We start from the raw sequence: 26,436 nt of genomic DNA, 5'->3' as shown, positions 1-26,436 counted from the left end.
ATCCCACCCTTTCTGCAGAGGGCTGCACGCCGGATTGCCGCCTCCCGGAGCCCAGATGAGCGCCATCGACAATCTCCCCCCGCTTCGCGAGGTCATCGCCGAGCACGGCCTCTCCGCGCGCAAGTCGCTGGGGCAGAACTTCCTGCTCGACCTCAACCTGACCGCCAAGATCGCCCGACAGGCCGGAGATCTCAGCGCCTGTGACGTGCTGGAAATCGGCCCCGGTCCGGGGGGGCTCACGCGGGGCCTGCTCTCGGAGGGCGCGCGCCATGTGCTGGCGATCGAGAAGGACAGCCGCTGTCTCCCGGCGCTCAACGAGATCGCAGAGGCACATCCCGGGCGGCTGACGGTGATGGAGGGCGACGCGCTAGAGATCGATCCGCTCGCGCATCTGACCCCGCCGATCCGGGTGGCGGCGAACCTGCCCTATAACGTGGGTACCGAATTGCTGGTGCGCTGGCTCACCCCGCCGGACTGGCCGCCGTTCTGGCAGAGCCTGACGCTGATGTTCCAGCGCGAGGTTGCAGAGCGGATCGTGGCAAAGCCCGGCTCGAAAGCCTATGGACGGCTGGCGCTGCTGGCGCAATGGCGCAGCGACGCGCGGATCGTGCTGCAATTGCCGCCCGGCGCCTTTACCCCGCCGCCCAAAGTGTCCTCCAGCGTCGTGCATCTTACCGCCCTGCCCGAGCCGCGCTATCCGGCCGATCCGGCGGTGCTGAACCGTGTGGTCGCCGCCGCGTTCAATCAGCGCCGCAAGATGCTGCGCGCCTCGCTCAAGGGCGTGGCCCCCGACATCGAGGACCGTCTGCGCGCCGCCGGAATCGCGCCGACCGAACGGGCCGAGCAGATCCCGCTCGAAGGGTTCTGCGCCCTGGCGCGAGAGGTTGCCCGACGCTGAGAAGCGCGCCACCCGGCGGACCTATCGGCCAAACTTGCCCTGCCGAAGCGACAAGAGCCCCGCGCAAGCGGGGCCCTGATCGGTCGTCCATCGTGAAATCCGCAGCCCTGTCAGAGATCTATTCGGCGGCTTCCGGTTGGTCGCCATTGCCGGGATTGCCGGAATTACCCGAGTCATCCTCGGATTTCGGCTTCGGCTTGCGGCGCGGCGCGCGCTTGGGTTTGGGTTTGCTTTCCGGTGTCTCGACCAGGCCGCTGTCGTTTTCGCCATCGTCATCCTGGGTTTCCAGGGCTGACTCGGCCTTGGCCGCAGGCTTGGCCCGGCTGCGCGACTTCGGCGCGCTTTCCTGCTTCGCCGGAGCCTCGGGCTGCGGCTGATCGTCATTCTCGACCTGGGACTGGCCCTGCGACTGGCTTGTGGGTTGATCGCTGCCGCCCTGGTTGGATTCGCGTTCCTGGCGCTCGGCCCGTTCGCGGTCGCGTTCTGCCTGGCGTTCGCGGTTCTGGCGTTCCTGCTCTTCGCGGCGCTGGTCCATCTCCCGCTGCGCCTCGCTCAACATGCGCAGGTAATGCTCGGCATGTTGCTGGAAATTCTCCATCGCCACGCGGTCATTGCCAAGCTGGGCGTCGCGGGCGAGCTGGTTGTATTTCTCGATGACCTGCTGTGGCGTGCCGCGTACCTTGCCCTCGGGACCCGAACTGTCGAATACCCGGTTCACGACATTGCCGCCGCTCTGCGCCTGACGGTTGCGGTTATTCTTGGACCGGGAGCGTGATCTTGAAGATTTCATGAAATGATATCAGCCTTCAATGCTGGTGTTCGTGGTGCCGGGCGCGGCCTGTGCCTGTTCAGTCCCGGTCATGCGATGAGTTGGGCTTAACGCCGCGCGGGACCGCCAATTGGCATCCACCGCTGCAACAACTCTGAATAAACATGCGCAAAGCGCCACGGCAAGCGGAAATTGCATGGTTCTGCTGCAAAATCACGGTTTTTTGGCAAAGTCACGCCGGGCGGCGCGCGCAGATCACCCGCGGGCGGCGATCGAGGTCATGGGTCAGGCTGACCTCGCCCCAGCCCGCATGTGCGAATATCTCCATAACGTCGGGCCCCTGCTGCCAGCCGATTTCCACCAGCACCCGGCCCTCCGCGGTGAGATAACCCTGCGCCTCCGCCGCGATCACCCGATAGGCGCTGAGCCCGTCGCCGCCGTCGCTCAGGGCCATTTCCGGCTCGTGGCGCCGCAGTTCCGGGGCGACATCGTCCATTTCCGCCTGCGCCAGATAAGGCGGGTTCGACGCGATGAGATCGAAACGCCCCTCCACCGTCTCGAACCAGTCCGATTGACGAATGTCACAGCGCTCCGCGACCCCCTGCTGCACCGCGTTGGCGCTGGCCTGCAGACAGGCGGCCTCCGACAGATCGACCCCGACACCGCGCGCATCGGGCCGTTCGGCCAGCAGCGTCACCAGGATACATCCCGAGCCGACACCGAGGTCAAGCACATGGCCGAATGGCTCCGACAGCGCCAGTTCGATCAGCGTCTCGGTTTCGGGGCGCGGGTCGAGCACGTCGCGGCTGACCTTGAAGTCGCGTCCGTAAAAGGCCCGCTGCCCGATCAGCTGCGAGACCGGAACCCGGACCGCCCGAAGTGCGATCAGCTGTTCGTAGCGCTCGGCGATCTCCGGCGCGATCTCCTCCGGTGCGATCAGGGTTACCCGCGCCGCATCGACCGAGGCGGCATGGGCCAGCAGGATGCGCGCATCGCGCGCCGGATCAGGGACGCCCGCCGCACGCAGCCGCGCGGCGGCGGCGGACATCGCCTGCGCGGCGGTAATGCCGCTCACCGCTGCATCTCGTTCATCTGCGCCAGCAGCCGCGCCTGGGCATCGGCGGTCAGCGCATCGACGATCTCGTCAAGATCGCCCTGCAGCACTGCTTCGAGCCGGTATAGCGTCAGGTTGATCCGATGATCCGTCAGCCGTCCCTGCGGGAAATTATAGGTGCGGATCCGTTCGGACCGGTCGCCCGAGCCCACCTGCGCCGCGCGGTCGGCGGAACGTGCGCTGTCGAGGCGGCTGCGCTCGAGGTCATAGAGCCGCGCCTTGAGCACCTGCATCGCCCGGTCGCGGTTGCGGTGTTGGGACTTTTCCGAAGAAGTGACGACGATCCCGGTCGGCAAATGGGTGATCCGCACCGCGGAATCGGTGGTGTTGACATGCTGTCCGCCCGCGCCCGAAGAGCGCATCGTATCGATGCGCAGATCATTGGCGTTGATCTCGATATCGACATCCTCGGCCTCGGGCAGCACCGCCACGGTGGCCGCCGAAGTGTGGATGCGTCCGCCACTCTCGGTGCTCGGCACCCGTTGGACCCTGTGCACGCCGGATTCGAACTTGAGCCGCGCGAAGACATGCTGGCCGGTGATATGGGCGACGACTTCCTTGACCCCGCCAAGCTCGGTCATCTGTTCCTCGATCAGCTCGAACCCCCAGCCCTTGGCCTCGGCATAACGCTGATACATGCGCAGCAGATCGGCGGCGAAGAGCGCCGCCTCGTCACCGCCGGTACCGGGGCGAATCTCGAGCATCGCCGGTTTCGCGTCGGCGGCATCGCGGGGCAGCAGCGCCAGCTGCAGCGCCGCTTCGACTTTCGGCAGTTCACCCTGCAACCGGGGCAGCTCCTCCTCCGCAAGTTCCGCCATCTCCGGATCACCGAGCATGGCACGGGCATCCGCGAGATCGCGTTGCAATTGACGGTAGCTGTCGATCTGCTCGACCACGGGCCGCAGCTCGGCATATTCCTTGGCGAGACGGGCGTAATCCGCCCCCTCCGCGCCAGCCGACATGGACGCTTCCAGAAACTGAAAGCGCTGCGAAATCTGCTCAAGGCGGTCCATCGGGATCATCCCGTTCCTGTCGCCGATGAGGCGGCTTTGGTCAAGTCCTGCGATATGCTAGTATGGCAGGATGAAAGCGTTGCTGACCCTTTGCCTGCTGGCGCTCGCCGCTCCCGCCGCGCGGGGCGACGTGAAGGCTCCGGGCGGGAAGACCATCGATTGCTATTGCACCGATCGCTCGGGCGCCCGGGTCGAACTTGGCGAAACCATCTGCCTGCAGGTCGATGGTCGTATGTTCATGGCGCAATGCCAGATGTCGCTCAACGTGCCGATGTGGCGCGAGGTGCAACAGGGCTGCCTATCTTCAAGGCGCCACCTGACGGAGGAGCCCATCGAGCCGCGCGGCGTTCACGCCAAGATCTGAACCGCCAAAGCGCAGCCGCGCGAAAAGTTTCACCTGCCCGCCATCGAGCTCCAGCGTCGTGTAATCGGGAAAGCCGATTACACGGCTGCGGGTGATGTAGGTGAGGCGACCTTCTTCGAGCGATCCCGCCAACAGCCGGGTACGCGGCAGCGCCAGCAGTGCCACGTCAAATGCCGCCAGACTGGTCCTATCCCCCGGCAAGACGCGCAACGCACCGCCGCGAAAATCGGTATGCTCGTCCTGCTCGACCGGACGGTGCCAGCGCGCGGGATCGGACGGGGCAAGCCGCACATACCCTACCCCGGCCGCCAGCGCCGTGACTGCCATGATCCCGAGCATTGGCCAGACCTTCCGTTTCAGCGGTAGACCGCGCCGGGCAGCACGCAGAGCAGCTCGAACAGGATATTTGCCGCCGTCAAGGCGGTGTTGCCGCTCGGATCATAGGGCGGCGATACCTCGACCAGATCGCAGCCGACGATATTCAGCCCCTTCAGCGCGCGGATCAGTTCCAGCGCCTGCGGCGTGGTCAACCCGCCGATTTCCGGCGTGCCGGTGCCCGGCGCATAGGCCGGATCGAGACTGTCGATGTCATAGCTCACATAGACAGGTCCCTCGCCGATGTCGCGGCGGATCTCGGCGCCGAGGTTGGCCATGCTGCGGCCCCAGAATTCATGCGCCGGGAAATGCTGGAATCCCCAGCCCGCCGCCTCGGAGAAATCCTCTGCCGAATAGCCCGAGCCGCGCAGCCCGATCTGGTAGGTCTTGGCCGGATCGATCAGCCCTTCCTCATAGGCGCGGCGAAACACCGTGCCATGCGTCTCGCGCTCGCCGAACATCTCGTCGTTCACATCGGCATGGGCATCGACATGCACCAGCGCCAGCGGCCCGTGCTTTCGCGCCATGGCACGCAGGATCGGCAGCGTGATCGAATGATCGCCACCGATTGCCACCGGGGTTGCCTGATACTTGAGGATCGTATCGTAAGACTCTGAAATGATACGCAGAGAATCGGATAGCGAGAAGGTGTTGATCGCCAGATCCCCGATATCCGCGACCTGCAGCCCGTCAAAGGGTGCCGCTCCGGTGGCGAGGTTATAGGGCCGGATCATCGCGCTCTCGGCGCGCACCTGTTTCGGGCCGAACCGCGTGCCCGAACGCCAGGACGTGCCGATATCCATCGGCACCCCGAGTACCGCGACATCGAGCCCCGCAAGGTCATTCGCGGCGGGCAGGCGCATGAAGGTGTTGGGCCCCGAGAACCGGGCGAGGTCATTGCCGCTGATCGGCTGGTTCTTCGTGCTCATGACCGGCGCATCCTCGCGCCGAGCAGGCAGAGGATCTCGGTTGCCACATGCGCGCCGGCGATGGCCGTGGCGCCGGTACTGTCGAAGGGTGGCGAGACCTCGACCACGTCGCCGCCGACGATGTTGATCCCGGCCAGATCGCGCAGCATGATCGCGCACTGCCCGGAAGTGAGCCCACCCCAGACCGGCGTGCCGGTGCCGGGGGCGAAGGCCGGATCGAGCGCGTCGATGTCGAAGGTCAGGTAACAGGGCCGGTCGCCGAGCACCTGTTTGATCTTCGCCACGGCGGCTGCCGCTCCATTCTCATGCACTTCGCGCGCGTCGATGGTGGTGACGCCGAGCGTGTCCGGATTGGTGGTGCGAATGCCGACCTGCACGGAGGTCGCGGGATCGACGACGCCGGATTTCACCGCCTTGTAGAACATCGTGCCGTGATCGATCCGCTCCATGTCGTCATCGACCCATGTGTCCGAGTGAGCGTCGAATTGTAACAGGCTGATCGGGCCGTATTTTTCGGCATAGGCCTTGAGGATCGGGAAGCTGATGTAATGATCGCCCCCGAGCGTCACGCTGGCCGCCCCGGCATCGAGGATGCCCTTGATATGCGCGGTCAGCGCGGCGGGGAACTGGCTGACGTGACCGTAATCAAAGGCCAGATCGCCGTAATCGGCGATGGCAAATTCGCTGAGCACATCGAAATCCCAGCCATAGGGCGGATCATAGGGTTGCAGGCTGCTCGCCTCCCGGATCGCCCGCGGCCCGAGCCTTGTCCCGGTCCGGTTGGTCACCGCCTGATCGAAGGGCACCCCGGTCACCGCGATATCGACGCCGGTGAGATCCTTGGTGTAGCGGCGGCGCAGGAACGAGGTGGCGCCGCCGAAGGCGTTCTCAAAGCTCGGCCCTTTCAGATCGTCACGCGTGAAGGCCTGATCGACCTGGTTCTTCGCATCTTCCAGCGCCATGTTCAGCCCCCCGTGACCGGCTGCGCCCGTTCGATCAGCCGGGCGAAGAACGACGCCCCGATCGGCGCGATCTCGTCGTTGAAATTGTACTTCGGATGGTGCAACCCGGCACCTTCACCGGCCCCGAGGAACAGGTAGCTGCCCGGACGCTCTTCGAGCATATAGGCGAAATCCTCCGCCCCCGCGACCTTCGGCATCTCGGCATCGACGGTGGCGGCACCTGCCACCTCGCGTGCCACCTCGGCGGCGAAACCGGTCTGCTCCGGCGTATTGACGGTGCTCGGATAGCCCGCCTCGTAATCCAGCTCCGCGCGCACGCCATAGCTTGCCGCCTGCCCCGCGACGATCTCCGCCATGCGGCGCTGCACCATCTCGCGCACTTGCGGATCAAAGCTGCGCACCGTGCCGTTGATATAGGCGGTGTCTGGGATCACGTTGCTGGCCGAGCCGGTGTGGATCTGGGTGACCGAGATCACCAGCTCCTCGGCGGAATGGTTGTTGCGGCTGACGATTGTCTGGATCGCCTGCACCATGGCGCAGGCGGCCACCACCGGGTCCTGGGTCTCATGCGGCATCGCGCCGTGGCCGCCCCGGCCGTGGATATCGATGGTGAAACTGTCCACCGCGGCCATGATCGGCCCCGGCGTGGTGAAGAAACCGCCGAATTCCTTGCCCGGCATGTTGTGCAGGGCATAGACCTCGTCGATGTCAAACCGCGCCATCATGCCCTCGCGGCACATTACCTCGGCACCGCCGCCATCCTCTTCGGCAGGCTGGAAGATCAGCGCGACGCGACCCCAGAAATTGCGCGTTTCGGCCAGGTATTTCGCGGCGCCGAGCAGCATCGCCGTGTGCCCGTCATGGCCGCAGGCATGCATCTTGCCGGGATGGGTCGAGGCATATTCGACCCCGGTATCCTCAAGGATCGGCAGCGCATCGAAATCGGCGCGCAGCCCGATGGTGCGGCCCGCGCCCTGCCCGTTGATGATCCCGACGATGCCGGATTGGGCGATGCCCTCATGGATCTCGTCGACCCCGAAATCGCGCAGCCGCGCGGCGATAAAGGCGGCGGTCTGCGGGCAATCGAAGGACAATTCGGGAATGCTGTGCAGGTGACGGCGCCACGCGGTCATCTCGGCAGTCATATCGGCGATGCGGTTCACCACGGGCATTGGCTGGACTCCTTGGGCCATGTTTGATCAGGTCGCATCTGACACCACAGAAGCAGGGGCTGCAATGGGCGACGATCTGATATTTGATCATAACGCGGGAATCGAACGGCTGATCGAGATCATGCGCCGCCTGCGCGATCCGGAGACCGGCTGCCCCTGGGACATCGAACAGGATTTCGACTCCATCGCGCCCTACACGATCGAGGAGGCCTATGAGGTGGCCGACGCGATCCAGCGTCGCGACTGGCGCGAGCTGGAGGGCGAGCTGGGCGATCTTCTGTTGCAGACGGTCTATCACACCGCCATGGGCGAAGAGGCAGGGCATTTCAGCTTCCAGTCGGTGGTGCGAAATGTCTGCGACAAGATGGTGGCGCGGCATCCGCATGTCTTTGGCGACGAATCCCGCGACAAATCCGCCGAGCAGCAGACCCGTGACTGGGAGCGGATCAAGGCGGAGGAACGCGCAGGCAAGGCGCAGCAGGGCACGCTCGACGGTGTCGCCATCGGCCTGCCCGCCCTTTTGCGCGCGCTGAAGCTGCAGAAACGCGCCGCCCGCGTCGGCTTTGACTGGCCCCAGACCGATCATGTGATCGACAAGATTTGCGAAGAGGCCCGTGAGCTTGTCGAGGCCCGCGACACGCTCAGCCAGGCGGAGGTCGAGGAGGAATTCGGCGACCTGCTGTTCGTGATGGCCAATCTCGGCCGCCATCTCGGGCTCGACCCGGAAGCCGCCCTGCGCGCCGCCAATGCCAAGTTCACCCGCCGTTTTGAGGCGGTGGAAAGCCGCCTGCGAGATCGCGGCAAGCGTCCTGCCAACAGCGACCTGGCCGAGATGGACGCGCTCTGGGACGCGGTCAAACTGGCGGAACGCAGCTAACGGCAGCGCTGCCTGCTGGACAAGTGCGGGTGGGTGCGGCAAGGCTCCTGCAAACATTGAGGAAGAAACCATGCCCCCTCGCAAGATCATCATCGACACCGATCCCGGCCAGGACGACGCGGTCGCCATCCTGCTGGCGCTGGCAAGCCCGGAGGACATGGATGTGCTCGGCATCACCTGCGTGGCGGGCAACGTGCCGTTGGATCTGACCTCAAAGAACGCGCGGATCGTCTGCGAGCTGGCGGGCCGTCCGGACATCAGGGTTTTCGCCGGTTGCGACCGCCCCCTCAAGCGCGATCTGGTGACGGCGGAACATGTGCATGGCAAAACCGGACTGGATGGTCCCGACCTGCCCGACCCGACGATGCCGCTCGCCGAGGGCCATGCGGTCGATTTCATCATCGAGCAGCTGCGCGAGCACGCGCCCGGCACCATCACCCTCTGTCCGCTCGGCCCGCTGACCAACATCGCCACGGCGCTGCAAAAAGCCCCCGAAATTGCCGACCGCATCGCCGAAATCGTGCTGATGGGCGGTGGCTATTTTGAGGGCGGAAACATCACCCCCACCGCCGAATTCAACATTTATGTCGATCCGGAAGCCGCTGATATCGTGTTCAAATCCGGTGCGCCGATCGTGGTGATGCCACTCGACGTCACCCATCAGGCGCTGGTCACCAAGGCGCGCAACGACGCCTTTCGCGCCCTTGGCTCCAGGGTCGGGATCGCGGTTGCCGAGATGACCGATTTCTTCGAGCGGTTCGACAAGGAGAAATACGGCTCCGACGGCGCGCCGCTGCATGATCCCTGCGTCACCGCCTATCTGGTCAGGCCGGAGCTGTTCGAGGGGCGCCATATCAATGTCGAGATCGAAACCTCCTCCGAACTGACCCTTGGCATGACCGTCGCCGACTGGTGGCGCGTCACCGAACGCGCGCCCAATGCCACTTTCATGGGCAAGCTCGATGCCGACGGTTTCTTCGGCCTGCTTACCGAGAGGCTCGCGAGGCTATGAGCGCCGCGCTCACCCTCGCAGGCCCCGATCACCTCGACCGGCTGGTCACCCTGGTCACCGCCTGTCACGAAGAGACCGGCACCAAGCTCAGCGAGGAGGCCCGCCGGGCCGGGCTGGCACCGCTGCTGGAGGGCATCCCGCATGGCGCCGCCTATCTCATCGGACCGCCGCGCGCTCCGATCGGCTATATCGTGCTGACCTTCGGCTGGTCGGTGGCCTTCGGCGGGCTCGATGCCATCGTCGACGAGATCTACGTGCGCCCCGGCGTGCGCAAGCGCGGCATTGCCAGCGAAGCGCTGCTGGCGCTGCCCAAGGCTTTGGCGGCGGGCGGGCTGAAGGCGATGCATCTGGAGGTTGATCGCGACAATGAAGCCGCGCAGAAGCTCTATGGCCGCGCCGGGTTCAAGGCGCGCGAGACGCAGATCTTCATGTCGCGCCGCCTCTGAGCGCAATCCGGCGCGAAGGCTGGCGCCGCGCCCGTACCGCCCCTATATCTGCACCATGAGTTTTTCAGTCCCCTTCGACAACAGTTACGCCGACCTGCCCGCAGGTTTCTACAGCCGCCTCGATCCGACGCCGGTCAAGGCGCCGCAGCTGCTGGCCTTCAACCACGACCTCGCGGCGATCCTCGGCATCGCCCCGGGCAGCGATGCGGAGCTGGCCGAGATCTTTTCCGGCAACCGCGTTCCGGACGGCGCCGCGCCGCTGGCGCAGCTCTATGCCGGGCACCAGTTCGGCAATTTCAATCCGCAGCTCGGCGATGGCCGGGCCATCCTGCTCGGCGAGGTCGTGGGCGGTGACGGCATGCGCCGCGACATCCAGCTCAAGGGTTCCGGCCGCACGCCCTATTCCCGGATGGGCGACGGCCGCGCCTGGCTCGGTCCGGTGCTGCGCGAATACGTGGTGTCCGAGGCGATGCATGCCCTCGGCATCCCCACCACCCGCGCCCTCGCCGCTGTCGCCACCGGCGAGCCCATCTTCCGCGAGAATGGTGCCCTGCCCGGCGCGGTGCTGACCCGCGTGGCCCGAAGCCATCTGCGCGTCGGTACATTCCAGGTCTTCGCCCATCGTGGCCGCTTCGACGATCTGAAGACGCTGACCGATTACGCGATAAAGCGTCATTACCCCGAAGCACAGGGCCCGATGGACCTGCTGCGCGCGGTCTGCGCTGCGCAGGCCGAACTCGTCGCCGCCTGGCTTTCGGTCGGCTTCATCCACGGCGTGATGAACACCGACAATTGCGCGATCTCCGGGGAGACCATCGATTACGGCCCCTGCGCCTTTATGGACGCCTTTCACAATGGCCGCGTGTTCAGCTCGATCGATGCGCAGGGCCGCTACGCCTATGGCAACCAGCCCAATATCGCGGTCTGGAACATGGCGCAGCTTGCCACATCGCTTTTGCAACAGGCTGAAGACAAGGAGGCCGCAGTGGACGGGGCCACCGCCATCGTGCACGAAATGCCGGGGCTGATCGAGGCTGCCTGGCTCAGACGTTTCGCGGCCAAGATCGGCATTGCCCATGTGCGGCAGGACGATCTGGCGCTCATCCAGAACCTGCTCACCCTGATGCAGCAGGACGGCGCCGATTTCACCAACACCTTCCGCGCGCTGGCCGGGCCGGATGCACGGGATCACTTCACCGATCGCGCCGCCTTTGATAGCTGGAGCGCACAGCACCGCGCCCGCTTGCAAGCCGAGCCCGATCCGATCACGACCATGAACGCCGCCAACCCGGCCGTCATCCCGCGCAATCACCGGATCGAACAGATGATCGAAGCCGCGGTCGCCGGTGACATGGCGCCGTTCGAGCGGCTGATGAAGGCGCTCGCGACGCCCTTCGCCAGTACCGATGCTGCGCTCGAACGCCCTCCGACCGAAGCCGAGATCGTGTCGGCAACCTTCTGCGGCACCTGAGCTTCTTCTGACTTCAAATACCTGAACGCAGTCGCAGCGACCGGCGATACGGCGGCGCATGAAGCACCCACACAGCCAAACGGCGCGGCTCTCGCGAGCCGCGCCGTTCTTCTGTTTCGATCGCTTCGCCGAACGACGTCAGGCGACGCGCTGGCCACTCGACTTGCCGCCACCGCCGCCCCGGCGCCGGTTGCGACCGCCACCGGGCTTGGCGCCTGTGTTCGCGCCTTCGCCGCCACCACCGCCCGGACGACCACCGCCGCCGCCTGGGCGACCGCCGCGTCCCCGGCCCCGGCCCTTTGGCTTGGCGGGCTCATCGATCACCTCCCAGGGCCGTCCCGAGGCCACCGGAATCGAGATCCCCATGGTCTTCTGGATTGCCTTCAGCTCGCCCATCTCGTCAGGCGCACAGAAGGCCACCGCGGCACCGTCCTTGCCGGCCCGCGCGGTACGGCCGATCCGGTGCACGTAATTGTCCGGCACGTTCGGTAGATCGAAATTATAGACATGTTTCACATCCGGAATATCGAGCCCGCGCGCCGCGACATCCGTGGCGACCAAGACGGTCAGATCGCCCTTCTTGAACCCCTCAATGGCGCGATCGCGCTGGCCCTGGCTCTTGTTGCCGTGGATCGACGTGGCGTCGAAACCGGCCTTCACCAGCGTCTTCATCAGCTTTTCCGACCCGTGCTTGGTACGCCCGAAGACCAGCGCCCGCTCGCCGCGATGCTTGCCCAGCAGCTCGATCAGCAACGCGGTCTTTTCCGCCTTGGCGATGAAATGCACCTCCTGGGTCACCTTGTCCGCAGCCTTGCCCGGAGGCGAGACCTCGATGCGGATCGGCGCGTTGAGATAGCTGTTGGCGATCTCGTTCATCAGCTTGGGCATGGTCGCCGAGAACAGCATGGTCTGGCGCTCCTTGGGGATCACGCTGGCGATCTTGCGCAGGTCGTGGATGAATCCCATGTCGAGCATCTGATCGGCCTCGTCGAGCACGAGGAAGGTCGTCTCGTTGAGCAGTACCGCGCGCCGGTCCATCAGGTCGAGCAGCCGCCCGGGCGTCGCGACCAGCAGGTCGGTGCCGCGCTCGAGCCGCTTGATCTGCGCGTTGATCGACTGGCCGCCAACTACCATCTGCGCCTTGAGCGGAGTCTTGTCGCAGAAGCCGCGCAGGTTTTCCATGATCTGGTTGGCCAGTTCGCGGGTCGGCGCCAGCACCAGTCCGCGCACGTGGCGCGGCTTCGGGCGGCCTTCCATCTCCAGCATCTGCGCCACCAGCGGCACGCCAAAAGCGGCGGTCTTGCCGGTCCCGGTCTGCGCCAGCCCCATCACGTCCCGTCCGTTGAGCGCGTGCGGGATCGCCTGGCGCTGGATCGGGGTCGGGTCTTTCAGACCCATTTCATGCAGCCGCGCCACCAGTTTCGGCGGCAGGTCCATCATGTCGAAATCGCTCATATATCCGTCTTTCCGGGGTCTCGGCCAGGCCGCGCCCCTGTCATATACTTTCGCCGCGCCCGTCACGAGCGCCGCAGGGTCACGCGAAACGGATCGCAGGCACGGGCCATCTGCCCTGAACCTGTCCATCGCGTTTGGCCCCACGCGTGATTTTGGGAACATCGGCGGGCCTTGGAAGCCGGTGATTGCGTGAGGTCACATGACCCCGGCACCGGAACTGCTCACGCGGCAGAAGGCATCGCTTGACCCCCATCTGGGCTGTTGTGCGGCAAAAGTCAACCTGGCGCGACAAAAACCCCTTGTCCGGCGAAAGCGGTTGGCCTCTCGCGGCAAATGCCGCTACACCACAGAACCCGATGAAGACCGTGCAAGAGGCTGCGCATGAGCAAACCGATCATCAAACGTTGCGAGGCCATGGGCCTGCGCATGACCGGCCAGCGCCGCACCATCGCCCAGGTCATCGAGGACAGCGACGATCATCCGGATGTCGAAGAGCTTTTCGCCCGTGCCGTGGCGCTTGATGCGGCGATCTCGCTGGCCACCGTATATCGCACCGTCAAGCTGTTCGAGGAAGCGGGGATACTCGACAAGCTCGAGTTCGGCGACGGGCGCGCGCGCTACGAGGATGCCGAGCGCGACCATCACGACCATCTGATCGACATGAATTCCGGCGCGGTGATCGAATTCGTCGATCCCGAAATCGAGGCCCTGCAGGAGAAGATCGCCGCCAAGCTCGGCTATGAGCTGCGCGGTCATCGGCTCGAACTTTACGGGGTCCCGCTCAAGAAAGGCAGCACATGAGCAATTCCGACCGCCCGCTTCTCGCGGTTCTGATCGACGCCGACAATGTTCCGGCCAAACATGCGGGCGCAATCATGCGCGAGGTCGCCTCGATCGGCGAACCGGCGCTGCGCCGGGTCTATGGCGACTGGTCCAACGACCATCTCAAAGGCTGGCGCACGCCGATCCGCGAGCTCGGGCTGGTGGCGCATCAGGAGACCAACAACACCACGGGCAAGAACGCCTCCGACATCGGTCTGGTGATCGATGCGATGGATATCCTGCATTCGGGGCGGTTCGACATGTTCGTCATCGTCTCTTCCGACAGCGATTTCACCGCGCTGGTCAACCGTCTGCGCGAACAGGGGCTGACGGTGATCGGCATCGGCGAAAAGAAGACCCACGATTCCCTGCGCAATGTCTATAACCGCTTCATTCTGATCGAGAACCTGGATGGTGGCAGCGCGCCGGACACGCCGCGCGGCGGCTCGGCCAAGGCCGAGAAAGCGCTGCCGTTGTTCCGCGAGGCGCTCGACAAGATCGATTCAGAGGATGAATGGGTCAATCTCGGCCAGGTCGGTCAGGCCATTCAGGCGCGCCATGCGGATTTCGACAGCCGGACCTATGGCCATGGCAAGCTCAGCGCCTTGGTCGAGGCGCTCGATGCGCTGGAGACCCGCAAGACCGGCAACCGGTTGATGGTGCGGCTGCGCACCTGAGCGCAGTGCTCAGCCGGGCGAGCGCCGCGGGGTCTCGCGGCGCAGAGCGGCCAGCATGACCGGCAACAGGATGCTCAGCACCAGCAGCCGCGCCACATGGCAGGCGGCGACGAAACCTGGCACCACGCCGAGCACCGCCCCCATGGCGATCATCGTCTCGAGCCCGCCAGGCGCAAAGGCGATGAGCACATGGGCCAGCGGCATCCCGAGCGCCCAGGCCACCGGCAGCGCGCCAAGCCCGGCGAAGCTCATCGCCACCAGCGTCATCGCCAGCCCGGCTCCCAGACCGCCAAGCAGCTGACGCGGTTGCATGCCCGAGAAGCGCGTGCCGATCAGCGCGCCCAGCACCAGATAGGCAGGCAGGATCAACCAGCCCGGCACCACCCCCGGCGTCAGCCCGCCAGCATGGCCGAGACCGGAAACCGTCAATGCCCCGAGCAGCAGCGGTGCGGGCACCGAAAGACGCTGGAACAGCCAGCCGAGCGCCAGCGCCGGGGGCACCAGCGCCAGCAGGGAAAGCGCGCTCATCTTGTCCCCCGGCGGCGCCAGCGAGCCCGACCATTCCACCCCTATGGCCAGCGCCAGAAACGGCACCAGCAGCGTCAGGCTCAGCAGCCGCACCGATTGGGTGATCGAGATCCGCGCCACATCGGCACCGGTGTCACTGGCCATGGCGATGACGAAACTCAGATGCCCCGGCGCCGAGGCCAGCAGCGCCGAGCGTCGCTCGAAGCCGAAGAACCGCACCAGAAGCGCCTGAGATGCAGCCATGATCGCCCAGATCACGACCGCCATCAGCAGAAAGGCCAGCGGCCAGCGCAGCATCGCGGCAAGTGCATCCCCGTCGAACCCGGCGCCGACGCCGAGACCGAGCAGGACGAAACAGGCGTCGCGCAGGCGCGGCGCGATCCCCGTCCGCATCCCGCAGAGCCCGGCGACGCTGACCGCGATGGCCGGGCCGAGCAGCATGTAGACCGGCGCGGAAAGCGCCCAGAACAGCCCGGCCCCGACCGCGGCAATGGCCAGCGTCAGGGCGGTCATGTGCAGCGAAGCTGGGAACCGGGGCCGTCTCATGCCCCATCGCTAGCACCGCGCCCCTCGCCATACCAGCCGGGGCTTGCCCTTGCGCGGCAAAAGGTTCATGGCGATTGGGGAATATTCCCGGTTGAAAGGTTGGGGCGATGGACAATTTGCGCGGCGCATTGCTGATGGTACTCTCGATGGCGGGTTTCGCGATCGAGGACATGTTCATCAAACTGACGTCCGATGTGCTGCCGGTCGAGCAGATCATCGCCACGCTCGGCATCGGCGGCAGCCTGATCTTCGCGACGATCCTGCGGCTTCAGGGCCGCGCGCTCTATTCGCGCGACATGCTGAGTGTCCCGATCGTGCTGCGCGGCGTGGGCGAGGTCGTCGGCTCGCTGAGTTTTGTCACCGCCATCGCCCTCACCCCGATTTCCTCGGCCTCGGCGATCCTGCAGGCGACGCCGCTCGCGGTGACGCTGGGCGCGGCGCTGTTTCTCGGGGAAGCGGTCGGCTGGCGGCGCTGGAGCGCCATCGGCATCGGTTTCTTCGGCGTGCTGCTGATCATCCGCCCCGGTCTCGAAGGATTCAACGCGCTGTCGCTTTTCGCGGTGCTCGCAGTGATCGGCCTGGCGCTGCGTGATCTGGCAACCCGCCGCGTGCCCGCGGGCATATCGTCGATGCAGCTCAGCTTTCTTGCCTTCGTGGTGCTGGTGCCCTCGGGACTGCTGTTGATGCTGGCACGCCAGACCGTCTTCGTCGCACCCTCCCCCCTGCACTGGCTCTACCTCGGCAGCGCACTCACCGTGGGAGTCTTCGCCTATTACGGCATCGTCGCGGCAATGCGGGTCGGCGAGATCAGCTTCGTCAGCCCGTTCCGCTATTCGCGACTGCTCTTTGCGATGCTGATCGGCATGGTGATCTTTGCCGAGCAACCCGACGCGCTGACGCTGATCGGCGCCACCATCATCGTCGGCTCGGGCATCTACACGGTGTGGCGCGAACGCAAACATCGCGCCCGCCCGCCAGCCAGCCTTTCCAAGCCCAGCATGGCACGCTAAACCAGAGCCAAAATATAGGTCAAAGGACAGTTCCATGAGCACCATCATCGATATCCATGCACGCGAGATCCTCGACAGCCGGGGCAATCCGACCGTCGAAGTCGACGTGATCCTCGAAGACGGCACCATGGGCCGCGCGGCCGTGCCCTCGGGCGCCTCGACCGGCGCCTATGAGGCGGTCGAGCGGCGCGACGGCGACAAGGCGCGCTACATGGGCAAGGGCGTGCTTGAAGCCTGCGCATCGGTCAACGGCGAGATCGCCGAGGCGCTGGTGGGCATCGAAGCCACCGAACAGGTGGAAATCGACGAAATCATGATCGAGCTCGACGGCACCGACAACAAGTCGCGCCTCGGCGCCAATGCGATCCTCGGCGTCTCCCTCGCCGCCGCCAAGGCCGCCGCCGATTTCTGCGCCCAGCCGCTTTATCGCTACGTCGGGGGCACCTCGGCCCGCGTGCTGCCGGTGCCGATGATGAACATCATCAACGGCGGCGAACATGCCGACAACCCGATCGACATCCAGGAATTCATGATCATGCCCGTGGCCGCGGAGAACATCCGCGACGCGGTGCGCATGGGCTCCGAGGTGTTCCACACGCTGAAGAAGGAGCTTTCGGCCGCGGGCATGTCGACCGGCCTCGGCGACGAAGGCGGCTTTGCGCCTGAACTGGGCTCGACCCGCGAAGCGCTCGATTTCATCCTGAAGTCGATCGAGAAGGCAGGCTACAAGCCCGGCGAGGAGATCCACCTCGCGCTCGATTGCGCCGCTACCGAATATTACAAGGACGGAAAATACGTGCTCGCGGGCGAGGGCAAGACGCTCTCGAGCGAGGAGAATGCCGATTACCTCGCCGCGCTTTGCGCCGATTATCCAATCATCTCGATCGAGGATGGCATGTCGGAGGACGACTGGGACGGCTGGGCCGCCTTGACCGCGAAGCTCGGCGACCGGGTGCAGCTCGTCGGCGACGATCTTTTCGTCACCAATCCGGCGCGTCTCGCACAGGGGATCGAACGCAAATCCGCCAATTCGATGCTGGTCAAGGTCAACCAGATCGGCAGCCTGACCGAGACATTGAAAGCGGTGGACATGGCTCATCGCGCCGGTTTCACCAATGTGATGTCGCATCGCTCCGGCGAGACCGAGGATGCCACCATCGCCGATCTCGCGGTGGCGACGAATTGCGGGCAGATCAAGACCGGCTCGCTGGCCCGCTCCGACCGGCTGGCGAAATACAACCAGCTGATCCGGATTGAGGAGATGCTCGGCGAGACTGCCGAATATGCAGGACGTTCGATCCTGCGCCGCTGAGCCGGGAGGCCGACAGGAATCATGCCGCCGGATAGCCGGCGGCATGACAACGCGCGAGAACAGCAAGGCGCTTGCGGATCAGAGCCCGGCGCGGCGCAGGAACTGGGCGCTGGTCAGGTCCAGGATCAATCTGCCGTCCTTGACCAATACCGGTTTTATGCGCAGGGTCGCGGTGCCGCCGCCTGCCGATATGGTACTGCCAAGCCGGACCCGCGCGTCGACCTTGCCCCCCGGGGCGGGTCTACTGCTCTCTACCATACCGATGGCGACATCGTCCTTGGCCCAGACCACCGCACCGACAAGCTGCGTTTGAACCTGCTTGAGCGTGAGACCGTCGGCAGCACTGCCGTTGGCCTCCCGCATCGCGGCGTCGCCGCCCCCCGAAGACGCCTGACCGCCCCCCGAGCCGTTGCCGCTGCTGCCTGATCCGCCAGTATCGCCGGTCGAACCGCCGCCGCCGCCGGAACCGCCTCCAGTCGAGCCACCATCGCCGCCAGAATCGCCGCCGTTCGGGCCACCGCTGCCGCCGGAACCGCCGCCGGATGAGCCATCGTCACCGGAATCTCCGGCGCCTGAACCGCTACCGCCGATACCTACATCGGCGCCAACCCCGGCGCCGACCCCGCCATGATCACCCTCGGCTCCGACGCCCGCGCCGACGCCGGCCCCGGCCCCGACGCTACCGCCGTCATCACCGCCAGTACCGACGCCAGCCGCAGCGCCTGCACCTGCGCCATCACTGCCGACCGAAGCGCCGACGCCCGCACCAACTCCGACATCGCCAACGCCAACCTCCGCGCCTACACCAACCTCGAGCGCCACGGCACTGGTGGCCAAGCCGACAAAGACCATGGGCATTGCGAAACTGCTGAAACGTGTCATGTAAAATCCTCCTTCGATGAATTCGAGCCGGGCCGGGAGCCGAAAGGCCCCGGCGCCGTTCCCTGTCACATCAGCTTCAACCGGAAGTATGGCCTTGCTTTGGCGGGCAATCATAGAGTGCAAAAAATTGCACATATGCGATACATAGAATTGATTACACTGATAATTCCAGGACTTATGGCGGGCAAAAACTTGCCTAAAACGATCATTCGGCCCCGCGTCCGGGAAGGCGCGGCACGAATATGATATCAATGTGCCGTCTTTCCCCATCGCCTTGCCAAACGACAAGCATGGCCCCATTTACACGCCATGACGCATCTTGAATTCATAGCCGGTCTCGATCCCGCCAGGCGCGCCGCATTGCAGGTGCGATCGGATCGCAAAGGGCTGGCACATCTGGCCGGGCATCTCGGCCTGCTGGTCTCTCTCGCGGCACTCATCATCGCGCAGGTGCCGTTCTGGCCGCTGCTGATGCTGCCCTATGGCGTCGCCCTGGTGTTCCTGTTCACGCTGAGCCATGAATGCACCCATGCGACTCCCTTCGCCAGCAAGCGCCTCAACGAGGTGATCGGCCATGCTCTCGCCCTGCCCCTGTTGCTGCCCTTCACCTGGTTCCGCTATTTCCATCTGGCGCATCACAAATTCACCAACGACCCCGCCCGTGATCCGGAGATTGCCGACCAGCCGCGTCCGCAGACCTGGCGCGATTACCTGATCTACCTCAGTGGCTGGGGGTATTGGCGCGGCAATGCCGGGCTGATCTGGGACCACGCGCGCGGCCGCGTCAGCGCTCCCTATCTGCCGCCCCGCCAGCACGGCGCGATGATCCGCGAGGCGCGGCTGCTGCTCGCCCTTTATGCGCTGATCGCCTTGTCACTGCTGTTCACCCCGCTGGCGCTGTGGCTGTGGATCGTCCCGGCGCTGGTCGGCCAGCCGTTTCTGCGCGCCTATCTGCTGGCCGAGCATGGCCATTGCCCGCCGGTCGCCGACATGCTGGAGAACACCCGCACCACGCTGACCAACCGGATCGTGCGGTTTCTGGCCTGGAACATGCCCTATCATGCCGAGCATCACGCGCTGCCGATGGTGCCGTTTCACGCCCTGCCACGCCTGCACGCCGAGATCGAGACGCATCTGAAATCCGTCTCGAACGGGTATGGCGAATTCAGCCGGGACTATGTGGCAGGGCTGAAGAGTGCTGAGAGCACTTCAGCCGCCGTGCGCTGACGGCAGGCTGACGGTGCCGCCGCCCACTGCCGCACGCACGCCGGTGGTGCCGGGACAAGAGGTCGGCAGGCCGCGCGCCACCCGCACGGCGAGATAGGCGAAGGCCTGCGCTTCGAGCATATCGCCATCGAGCCCGACCTCTTCGACCGGCATCACCGGACAATCCAGCGAGACTTCGAGCATCCGCATCAGCACTGGGTTGAGCCGCCCGCCGCCGGTCACCAGCACCCGCGCGGGCGGTGCCGGGCAATGCTGCATCGCCTCGGCCACCCCGGCGGCGCACATCGCCGTCAGGGTCGCCGCGGCATCGGCATCGGAAAGCTCCCCGACCAGCGCCACCATCTCGGCAAAATCATTGCGGTCGAGCGACTTGGGCGGGATGCGCGCGAAATAGGGCTCGGCGAGAAACAGCTCCAGCGCGCCCTGCTCTACCCGTCCCTGTGCCGCCAGTCGCCCGCCCTCGTCGAAATATTCGCCGCGACGGGCCTGCATCAGATCGTTGAGCGGCGCATTGGCAGGGCCGGTGTCGAAGGCCAGCAATGCGCCCTCCTGCTCGGGCCGCGCCACGCGCGGATCGACCCAGGTGAGGTTACCGACACCGCCAAGGTTGAGAAACGCCACCGGCGCATCGAGCCCCACATAGCGCGCGCAAGCATGGTGAAAGAATGGTGCCAAGGGCGCGCCCTCGCCCCCGAGCTCCACATCGGCCGAGCGGAAATCCCAGACCACCGGACGCCCGAGCGCTTCGGCCAGTGCCGCGCCATCGCCGACCTGCAAGGTGCCCTGGACGCGCGGCGCATGGGCCAGCGTCTGACCATGGAAGCCAATCAGGTCGATCTTGTCAAACCCGGCCAGCAGCTCACGATGTGCGGTCTCGACCACCTCTGCCGCCGCTGCCACCTCAGGCCCCGACCATTTGCCGAAGCCGGCGGCTATGACCTGACGCTCCTGCGTCGTATAGCTGCGATAGCGGCTGGTGCCGAAGCTGGTGATCTCATGGCCGTCGCTGCGCAATACCGCCGCGTCGACCCCGTCGAGCGACGTGCCCGACATTGCCCCGAGCGCGGTAACCACGCCGGATTTTCCGATCGCCCCGTAACTGGCCTTATGCATGGCCTTATTCATGGCCTTTTCCTTTGACTGCTCTGCGCCTATAGATTGCCCCGCAAACCACGCATGAGGCAAGGCACCATGACATACCATCCGAAATCGGACTTCATCCAGACGATGATGCAACGCGGCTTTCTCGCGGATTGCACCGATTATCAGGGCCTGGACGAGGCGCTGCTGAAAGGTGCCCAGCCTGCCTATGTAGGTTATGACGCGACCGCCAAGTCGCTGCATGTCGGCCATCTGGTCAACATCATGATGCTGCGCTGGCTGCAGAAATGCGGCGGCAAGCCGATCACCCTGATGGGCGGCGGCACGACCAAGGTGGGCGACCCGTCCTTCCGCGCCGACGAGCGCCCGCTGCTGACGCCGACGGCGATCGACGACAATATCGAAGGAATCCGCAAGGTCTTCGCGCGCTACCTCGATTACGGCAATGGGCCGAGCGATGCGCTCATGCTCAACAACGCCGAATGGCTCGACGGGCTCAACTACCTCGATTTCCTGCGCGACATCGGGCGGCATTTCTCGATCAACCGGATGCTGTCTTTCGAGTCGGTGAAATCAAGGCTCGACCGCGAGCAATCGCTGTCTTTCCTCGAATTCAACTACATGATCCTGCAGGCCTATGACTTCTTGGAGCTGCACCGCCGCTACGGCTGTATCCTGCAGATGGGCGGCTCCGATCAATGGGGCAATATCGTCAACGGGATCGACCTCACCCGCCGGGTGATCGACGGGGAGGTCTATGGCCTCACCTCGCCGCTGCTGACCACGTCCGACGGCAAGAAGATGGGCAAATCGGCAGGCGGTGCCGTCTGGCTCAATGGCGACATGCTGTCCCCCTATGAGTTCTGGCAATTCTGGCGCAATTCCACCGATGCCGATGTCGGACGATTCCTGAAGCTCTATACAGAGCTTCCGGTCGAAGAATGTGACCGTCTCGGCGCGCTGGCTGGTTCGGAGATCAATGAGGCGAAGGTGCTCCTGGCCAATGAGGTGACCTCGCTGCTGCATGGTACCGAAGCGGCAGCCGCGGCCGAGGCCACGGCGCGCGAAGTGTTCGAGCGCGGCGGTGTAGGCGATGACCTGCCGACCCTGACGCTGAGCTCGGCGGACCTCGGCGACGGGATCTCCATCGTGCAGCTGATCGTCAAATCCGGGCTTGCGGGCTCCGGCAAGGAGGCCAAGCGGTTGATCGCCGAGAACGGTGCGCGGATCGATGACCGGCCGCTGACCGACGCGGGCATGATGCTCGATGCGGCGGCGCTGGCCAGCCCGATCAAGCTCAGCGCCGGCAAGAAACGTCACGCGCTGGTCCAGCTCGGCTGAAAGGGATCAGGCAAGGCCATCGGTCCTGCCTGATCCCTCCCGCCTTTAACTCCGTCTTAACCGCCATCGCGCCCAATAAGGCATGCGCGACACCCCGACCGAGTGCCATAAACCGCTTCTGCAGAGCCCGGCCTTCGCCGCTGCCCTGCGCGCCTGCGGGCAAGATCCCGTGATCCTGCCCGGCGGCCTGCTTGTGCTGCGCCGCCGGTTTCTCGGGTTGCGCCTGGCGATGCTGCCACGCGCCGTGCCGCCGCCAGACCTGCTTGCCCAGCTGCGCGAGGCCGGTCTGCAAAACCTGCCGCTGATCCTGTCGCCGGAAACGCCATGTCCCTTGCCGCCCGCCTGGAAACTGCGCACCCCACAGATGCTCGCGAAGGTCGACCTGCGCCCGCCGCCCGTGCGACGCCGCGCTGCGTTGCACGGGAAATGGCGCAACCAGCTGCGCCGCGCCGAAGGCGCCGAACTGGGCGTCAGTCACGCGCCGCTGCCCGCCGATCCGCATCATCCGCTGCTCCTGGCCGATGCCGCCCAGGCCCGTCAGCGGGGCTATCGCAACTGGCCCGCGCGCCTGACCGCCGCCTTCGCCGCCGCAGCACCCGATCAGACGCGTCTCTTCACCGCGCATCATCGCGGCCGCCCCGTGGCTCACATGCTGTTCCTGCGCCATGGCAATGCGGCGACCTATCACATCGGCAATATCTGCTCGGCGGGAAAGGCGCTGCAGGCCCATAATCTGCTGCTCTGGCAGGCGTCACTCTGGCTTGCCGAACAGGGTCACGACCTTTTGGACCTCGGCCCGGTCTGCGCCGCCGCGCCGGGGCTGGCCCGGTTCAAGACTCGCGCCGGGGCGAGTCTCGTCCCGACGGGCGGCACCTGGCTGCGCTGGCAGCCGCTGAGGGATCGGCGCGCGACTTGCGCGGCACCCGGTCATGCGCTTTACTGAACATATGTTCAAATCATGAAGGAAGCCCCATGCAGCTCGCCACCACCGCCGCGCTCGTCACCGGAGGCGCCTCGGGCCTCGGCGAGGCCACCGCCCGCCATTTCGCGGCCCAGGGCGCCCGGGTCACCCTGCTTGACCGCGACGCCGCGCGCGGTGCCGATGTGGCCGCCCAGATCAACGGCCATTTCATCGAGACCGACGTCACCGATGAAGCTTCGGTCGGGGCGGCAATCGATCAGGCGCGCGACCGGATGGGCCGGATCACGGCTTGCGTGAATTGCGCGGGCATCGCGCTTGGCATCAAGACATTGGGCCGCGACGGACCGCATCCGCTCGACTCCTTCCAGCGCAGCATCGACATCAACCTCGTCGGCACGTTCAACGTCTCGCGCCTCGCCGCTGCGGCGATGGCACAGAACGACGCGGACAGCGACGGCGCACGCGGCGTGATCATCAACACCGCCTCGATCGCCGCCTTCGACGGGCAGAAGGGCCAGGCGGCCTATGCCGCGTCCAAGGGAGGAATCGTCGGGATGACCCTGCCGATGGCCCGCGACCTCGCGCAGACCGGCATCCGTGTCATGGCCATCGCGCCCGGCATCTTCATGACCCCGATGCTTGCGGGCCTGCCCGAGGAGGTTCAGGCCAGCCTCGCCGCCGACGTGCCGAACCCGCCCCGGCTCGGCGCGCCGGAGGAATATGCGCGGCTCGCGGCTTTCATCGTCGAAATGGGTTACCTGAACGGCGAGGTCATCCGCCTCGACGGCGCGCTGCGGATGCGCTGATGGCACGTCAGAACCGGGTACAGCCGACCAGAGACATCATCGCGCATCCTGCGCGCGGCGGCTTCATGGGCAACCGCGGCATTCTGCATAAGGCCCAGGGCCTGCATCCCAAGCGCCGCTGGGCCCATCGCAACTGGGTCTGCTGCCGCCTCAGCTACAAGGGCAACCGCCGCGAACTGATGGCGCCGGGACGCTATACGGAGCTGTTCTTTCTCGATGAGGCGGTGGCCTTTGCCGCCGGGCACCGGCCCTGCGCGCAATGCCGGAACGCGGCCTATCGTGATTTCCGTGCCTGCTTGCCGCTCATCGGCCCCGCCGCCGCGCTGGACCGGCAGCTTCACCATGAACGCGCGATTGCACGACGCTTCGCACAGCGCCGCCATCCCCTGCCCGATGCGACGGATCTGCCGGACGGCAGCTTCGTCCTCACGTCCGATGGCACCGCCGGGCTGATCTACGAGACGGCCTTTCATCCCTACCGGCCCGAGGGCTATGCCAGCGCGCGCGCCCTGCCGCGGGGCCCGGTGCAGCTGCTCACCCCGCCGAGCATCGTCGCTGCCTTTCGCAACGGCTATCGCCCGAGGATGGCACTCGATTAGGTTTCCGCCTTCTCCTCCAGCGTCAGCCATTCCTCCTCGGCCGCCGCCAGCTTTTCCTGCCGTTCGGTCAGGGCCTGCGTCGCCTTCTTGAACTTCATCGGCTCGCGGGTGAACAGATCGGGATCGGCCATCAACTGCTCGAGCTTGCCGATCTCGGCCTCGAGCCGGGCAATTTCCTCCGGCAACGCTTCCAGCCGATGCCTCTCGGTAAAGCTCAGCCCCGATTTCGCTGCCCTGGTCTGTTTTTGCTTCGGCGGCGCGGCCTTCGGCCTGGTCACGCTTTCGGCGAAATCATCCTGCCCCCGTTGCGCGAGGTAGTCGCTCCAGCCCCCGGCATAGATCGTCGCGCGGCCATCGCCCTCCATGGCGATCGTCGTCGCGGCGACCCGGTCAAGGAAATCACGGTCGTGGCTGACCAGAAGCACGGTGCCGTCATAGGTGCCGAGCAACTCCTGCAGCAGGTCCAGCGTCTCGACATCCAGATCGTTCGTGGGTTCGTCGAGCACCAGCAAATTGGAGGACCGCGCCATGATCTTGGCCAGCAGCAGCCGCGCCTTCTCGCCCCCGGAAAGCGAGCGCACCGGCGCCCGCGCCTGTGCCTCGTCAAACAGGAATTCCTTGAGATAGCCGACCACGTGCTTCGGTTGTCCGCGCACCAGCACCTGATCCGCCTTGCCCGAGACCCGCATCTCCGGATCGCCGGTCAGGCTGTCCCAGAGACTCATGTCGCCATCAAGCTGGGCGCGCGCCTGATCGAACAGGGCCAGCTCCAGATTCGTGCCGAGCGCCACGCTGCCCTCGTCGGGCTCCTCGCGCCCGATCAGCATGTTGAGCAGGGTCGTCTTGCCAACCCCGTTGGGCCCGACCAGCGCGATCCGGTCGCCACGCTGCACCTTGATCGAGAAATCGCGCAGGATCACCTTGCCGTCGAACGACTTGCCGATATTCTCCGCCTCGATCACCTTGCGCCCCGATTTCGGGCCGGCCTCCAGCGCCATCGCGGCACTGCCCTGACGGTTGATCTGCGCCGCGCGCTCGGCCCGCAGGTCCTGCAAGGCCCGGACCCGTCCCTGGTTGCGCTTGCGCCGCGCCGAAATGCCTTCGACCGCCCACCGTGCCTCTGCCTTGATCTTGCGGTCAAGCTTGTGGCGCTGCATGTCCTCTTCTTCCCAGAGCCTGTCGCGCCAGGCCTCGAAACCCTCGAACCCGGTCTCCTGACGCCGCACGGTGCCGCGGTCGATCCACAGGGTCGCGCGGGTCAGGGCGCGCAGGAAGGCCCGGTCGTGGCTGATGATCACATAGGCGGTACGGGTGGTCTTGAGCTCGTTCTCGAGCCAGGCGATCGCCTCGATATCGAGATGGTTCGTCGGTTCGTCGAGCAGCATCAGCTCGGGCTCCGATGCCATCAACCGCGCCAGCGCCGCGCGCCGCCGCTCCCCGCCGCTGGCGGTGGCGACCGGCCGTGCCGGGTCGAACTTCAATCCCTCGCCGGCGCGTTCGACCTTGTACATCTCCCCGGGATCGAGCCCCTGCGCGGCAAAATCGCCGAGCGTCTCAAAACCGCTCAGATCGGGTTCCTGCTCCATATAGCCGACCGACACGCCGGGACCGGCGATCACCTGTCCCTGATCGGCTTCGACCAGCCCGGCCATCACCTTCATTAGAGTGGATTTGCCCGAACCATTGCGCCCGACCAGGGCCACACGGTCGCCGGGTTGGACCACCAGCGATAGATCTTCGAAAACAGGATCGCCGCCGAAGGTCAGCGAAATCCCGGTGAGCTGTAAGAGAGGTGCACGTGCCATG

General features: G+C 65.7%; 27 protein-coding genes. 15 read left to right on the top strand and 12 right to left on the bottom strand.

Going from position 1 to position 26,436, the window contains the following annotated elements:
* Positions 1–55: 55 nt before the first annotated feature.
* Positions 56–898, top strand: coding sequence for a 16S rRNA (adenine(1518)-N(6)/adenine(1519)-N(6))-dimethyltransferase RsmA (gene rsmA / locus ACFSUD_RS04245; protein WP_386371773.1), 843 nt, complete (start codon positions 56–58; stop codon positions 896–898).
* A gap of 118 nt (positions 899–1,016) precedes the next feature.
* Here rsmA and ACFSUD_RS04240 read toward each other — a convergent pair whose 3' ends face one another.
* The 3 genes from ACFSUD_RS04240 to prfA form a co-directional block, all read right to left on the bottom strand.
* Entirely contained in the window at positions 1,017–1,688 is a 672-nt protein-coding gene (locus tag ACFSUD_RS04240; RefSeq protein ID WP_386371772.1) for a DUF4167 domain-containing protein, read from the bottom strand.
* Between the two features lie 211 nt (positions 1,689–1,899).
* A complete protein-coding gene (prmC, locus tag ACFSUD_RS04235; RefSeq protein ID WP_386371881.1) occupies positions 1,900–2,715 on the bottom strand; it encodes a peptide chain release factor N(5)-glutamine methyltransferase in 816 nt (271 codons plus the stop codon).
* A gap of 23 nt (positions 2,716–2,738) precedes the next feature.
* Positions 2,739–3,803, bottom strand: coding sequence for a peptide chain release factor 1 (gene prfA, locus ACFSUD_RS04230; RefSeq protein WP_386371770.1), 1,065 nt, complete (start codon positions 3,801–3,803; stop codon positions 2,739–2,741).
* Between the two features lie 61 nt (positions 3,804–3,864).
* On the opposite strand from prfA, the gene ACFSUD_RS04225 reads away from it, so the two are divergent.
* Positions 3,865–4,158 carry a hypothetical protein gene (locus ACFSUD_RS04225; protein ID WP_386371768.1) on the top strand — a complete coding sequence of 98 codons (294 nt, stop codon included), beginning with the start codon at positions 3,865–3,867 and terminating at the stop codon, positions 4,156–4,158.
* Here the strand turns inward: ACFSUD_RS04225 and ACFSUD_RS04220 are convergent.
* The 4 genes from ACFSUD_RS04220 to ACFSUD_RS04205 are packed head-to-tail and all read right to left on the bottom strand — an operon-like array spanning position 4,099 to position 7,596.
* Entirely contained in the window at positions 4,099–4,497 is a 399-nt protein-coding gene (locus tag ACFSUD_RS04220) for a DUF1499 domain-containing protein (RefSeq protein ID WP_386371766.1), read from the bottom strand. The two genes, ACFSUD_RS04225 and ACFSUD_RS04220, sit on opposite strands and share 60 nt — an antisense overlap.
* Before the next feature lie 17 nt (positions 4,498–4,514).
* Positions 4,515–5,462 carry an agmatinase gene (gene speB / locus ACFSUD_RS04215; protein ID WP_386371764.1) on the bottom strand — a complete coding sequence of 316 codons (948 nt, stop codon included), beginning with the start codon at positions 5,460–5,462 and terminating at the stop codon, positions 4,515–4,517.
* The gene (gene speB, locus ACFSUD_RS04210; protein WP_386371762.1) at positions 5,459–6,424 is read right to left on the bottom strand and encodes an agmatinase; all 966 of its coding nucleotides are present in this window, start codon (positions 6,422–6,424) and stop codon (positions 5,459–5,461) included. The genes speB (ACFSUD_RS04215) and speB (ACFSUD_RS04210) overlap by 4 nt, the downstream gene beginning before the upstream one ends.
* A 2-nt stretch (positions 6,425–6,426) precedes the next feature.
* On the bottom strand, positions 6,427–7,596 hold the full coding sequence (locus ACFSUD_RS04205) for a M20 aminoacylase family protein (protein WP_386371760.1): 1,170 nt from the start codon (positions 7,594–7,596) through the stop codon (positions 6,427–6,429).
* A 64-nt stretch (positions 7,597–7,660) separates the two neighbouring features.
* Here ACFSUD_RS04205 and mazG point away from each other — a divergent pair, with 64 nt between their 5' ends.
* The 4 genes from mazG (at position 7,661) to ACFSUD_RS04185 (ending at position 11,402) form a co-directional block, all read left to right on the top strand.
* Positions 7,661–8,473 (top strand): nucleoside triphosphate pyrophosphohydrolase, encoded by an 813-nt coding sequence (gene mazG / locus ACFSUD_RS04200; protein ID WP_386371759.1) that lies wholly within the window; start codon positions 7,661–7,663, stop codon positions 8,471–8,473.
* A gap of 70 nt (positions 8,474–8,543) precedes the next feature.
* Entirely contained in the window at positions 8,544–9,485 is a 942-nt protein-coding gene (locus ACFSUD_RS04195; protein WP_386371757.1) for a nucleoside hydrolase, read from the top strand.
* Positions 9,482–9,931: a GNAT family N-acetyltransferase gene (locus ACFSUD_RS04190; RefSeq protein WP_386371755.1), complete on the top strand. Its 450-nt coding sequence runs from the start codon at positions 9,482–9,484 to the stop codon at positions 9,929–9,931. Before ACFSUD_RS04195 ends, ACFSUD_RS04190 begins: the two co-directional genes overlap by 4 nt.
* Before the next feature lie 55 nt (positions 9,932–9,986).
* Positions 9,987–11,402 carry a protein adenylyltransferase SelO gene (locus tag ACFSUD_RS04185; protein WP_386371753.1) on the top strand — a complete coding sequence of 472 codons (1,416 nt, stop codon included), beginning with the start codon at positions 9,987–9,989 and terminating at the stop codon, positions 11,400–11,402.
* A 138-nt stretch (positions 11,403–11,540) separates the two neighbouring features.
* Here the strand turns inward: ACFSUD_RS04185 and ACFSUD_RS04180 are convergent, their stop codons facing one another.
* Positions 11,541–12,857 (bottom strand): DEAD/DEAH box helicase, encoded by a 1,317-nt coding sequence (locus ACFSUD_RS04180; RefSeq protein WP_386371751.1) that lies wholly within the window; start codon positions 12,855–12,857, stop codon positions 11,541–11,543.
* A gap of 381 nt (positions 12,858–13,238) precedes the next feature.
* Between ACFSUD_RS04180 and ACFSUD_RS04175 the strand changes: the two genes are divergently transcribed.
* Both ACFSUD_RS04175 and ACFSUD_RS04170 read left to right on the top strand, forming a co-directional pair.
* Positions 13,239–13,658, top strand: a complete 420-nt coding sequence (locus ACFSUD_RS04175) for a Fur family transcriptional regulator (RefSeq protein WP_386371749.1) — start codon at positions 13,239–13,241, stop codon at positions 13,656–13,658.
* A complete protein-coding gene (locus ACFSUD_RS04170) occupies positions 13,655–14,356 on the top strand; it encodes an NYN domain-containing protein (RefSeq protein WP_386371747.1) in 702 nt (233 codons plus the stop codon). Before ACFSUD_RS04175 ends, ACFSUD_RS04170 begins: the two co-directional genes overlap by 4 nt.
* 9 nt (positions 14,357–14,365) lie before the next feature.
* Here the strand turns inward: ACFSUD_RS04170 and ACFSUD_RS04165 are convergent, their stop codons facing one another.
* Positions 14,366–15,397, bottom strand: a complete 1,032-nt coding sequence (locus tag ACFSUD_RS04165; protein WP_386371745.1) for an AbrB family transcriptional regulator — start codon at positions 15,395–15,397, stop codon at positions 14,366–14,368.
* 140 nt (positions 15,398–15,537) lie between these two features.
* On the opposite strand from ACFSUD_RS04165, the gene ACFSUD_RS04160 reads away from it, so the two are divergent.
* A complete protein-coding gene (locus ACFSUD_RS04160; RefSeq protein WP_386371743.1) occupies positions 15,538–16,440 on the top strand; it encodes a DMT family transporter in 903 nt (300 codons plus the stop codon).
* A gap of 34 nt (positions 16,441–16,474) precedes the next feature.
* Positions 16,475–17,752: a phosphopyruvate hydratase gene (eno, locus tag ACFSUD_RS04155; RefSeq protein WP_386371741.1), complete on the top strand. Its 1,278-nt coding sequence runs from the start codon at positions 16,475–16,477 to the stop codon at positions 17,750–17,752.
* A gap of 78 nt (positions 17,753–17,830) precedes the next feature.
* Here the strand turns inward: eno and ACFSUD_RS04150 are convergent, their stop codons facing one another.
* The gene (locus ACFSUD_RS04150) at positions 17,831–18,634 is read right to left on the bottom strand and encodes a hypothetical protein (protein WP_386371740.1); all 804 of its coding nucleotides are present in this window, start codon (positions 18,632–18,634) and stop codon (positions 17,831–17,833) included.
* Between the two features lie 309 nt (positions 18,635–18,943).
* Between ACFSUD_RS04150 and ACFSUD_RS04145 the strand changes: the two genes are divergently transcribed.
* Positions 18,944–19,861: a fatty acid desaturase gene (locus tag ACFSUD_RS04145; protein ID WP_386371738.1), complete on the top strand. Its 918-nt coding sequence runs from the start codon at positions 18,944–18,946 to the stop codon at positions 19,859–19,861.
* Here the strand turns inward: ACFSUD_RS04145 and ACFSUD_RS04140 are convergent.
* A complete protein-coding gene (locus ACFSUD_RS04140) occupies positions 19,844–20,986 on the bottom strand; it encodes an anhydro-N-acetylmuramic acid kinase (protein ID WP_386371736.1) in 1,143 nt (380 codons plus the stop codon). The genes ACFSUD_RS04145 and ACFSUD_RS04140 overlap by 18 nt on opposite strands.
* 66 nt (positions 20,987–21,052) lie before the next feature.
* Between ACFSUD_RS04140 and tyrS the strand changes: the two genes are divergently transcribed.
* The 4 genes from tyrS (at position 21,053) to ACFSUD_RS04120 (ending at position 24,630) form a co-directional block, all read left to right on the top strand.
* Complete coding sequence (gene tyrS, locus ACFSUD_RS04135; protein WP_386371734.1) at positions 21,053–22,303, top strand: tyrosine--tRNA ligase; 1,251 nt, start codon at positions 21,053–21,055, stop codon at positions 22,301–22,303.
* An 82-nt stretch (positions 22,304–22,385) separates the two neighbouring features.
* A complete protein-coding gene (locus tag ACFSUD_RS04130; RefSeq protein WP_386371732.1) occupies positions 22,386–23,246 on the top strand; it encodes a GNAT family N-acetyltransferase in 861 nt (286 codons plus the stop codon).
* A gap of 29 nt (positions 23,247–23,275) precedes the next feature.
* The gene (locus ACFSUD_RS04125) at positions 23,276–24,031 is read left to right on the top strand and encodes a 3-hydroxyacyl-CoA dehydrogenase (RefSeq protein ID WP_386371730.1); all 756 of its coding nucleotides are present in this window, start codon (positions 23,276–23,278) and stop codon (positions 24,029–24,031) included.
* Positions 24,031–24,630 (top strand): hypothetical protein, encoded by a 600-nt coding sequence (locus ACFSUD_RS04120; RefSeq protein WP_386371728.1) that lies wholly within the window; start codon positions 24,031–24,033, stop codon positions 24,628–24,630. Before ACFSUD_RS04125 ends, ACFSUD_RS04120 begins: the two co-directional genes overlap by 1 nt.
* On the opposite strand, the gene ACFSUD_RS04115 is transcribed toward ACFSUD_RS04120, so the two are convergent.
* On the bottom strand, positions 24,627–26,435 hold the full coding sequence (locus tag ACFSUD_RS04115; protein WP_386371727.1) for an ABC-F family ATP-binding cassette domain-containing protein: 1,809 nt from the start codon (positions 26,433–26,435) through the stop codon (positions 24,627–24,629). The genes ACFSUD_RS04120 and ACFSUD_RS04115 overlap by 4 nt on opposite strands.
* Position 26,436 lies beyond the last annotated feature (1 nt).

Origin of the sequence: Sulfitobacter aestuarii (genome assembly GCF_042685005.1) — a bacterium.
GTDB classification, from domain to species: Bacteria; Pseudomonadota; Alphaproteobacteria; order Rhodobacterales; family Rhodobacteraceae; genus Sulfitobacter; species Sulfitobacter aestuarii.
Note: the sequence above shows the minus strand (reverse complement) of the source record. Positions and strands in the feature narration are given on the sequence as shown.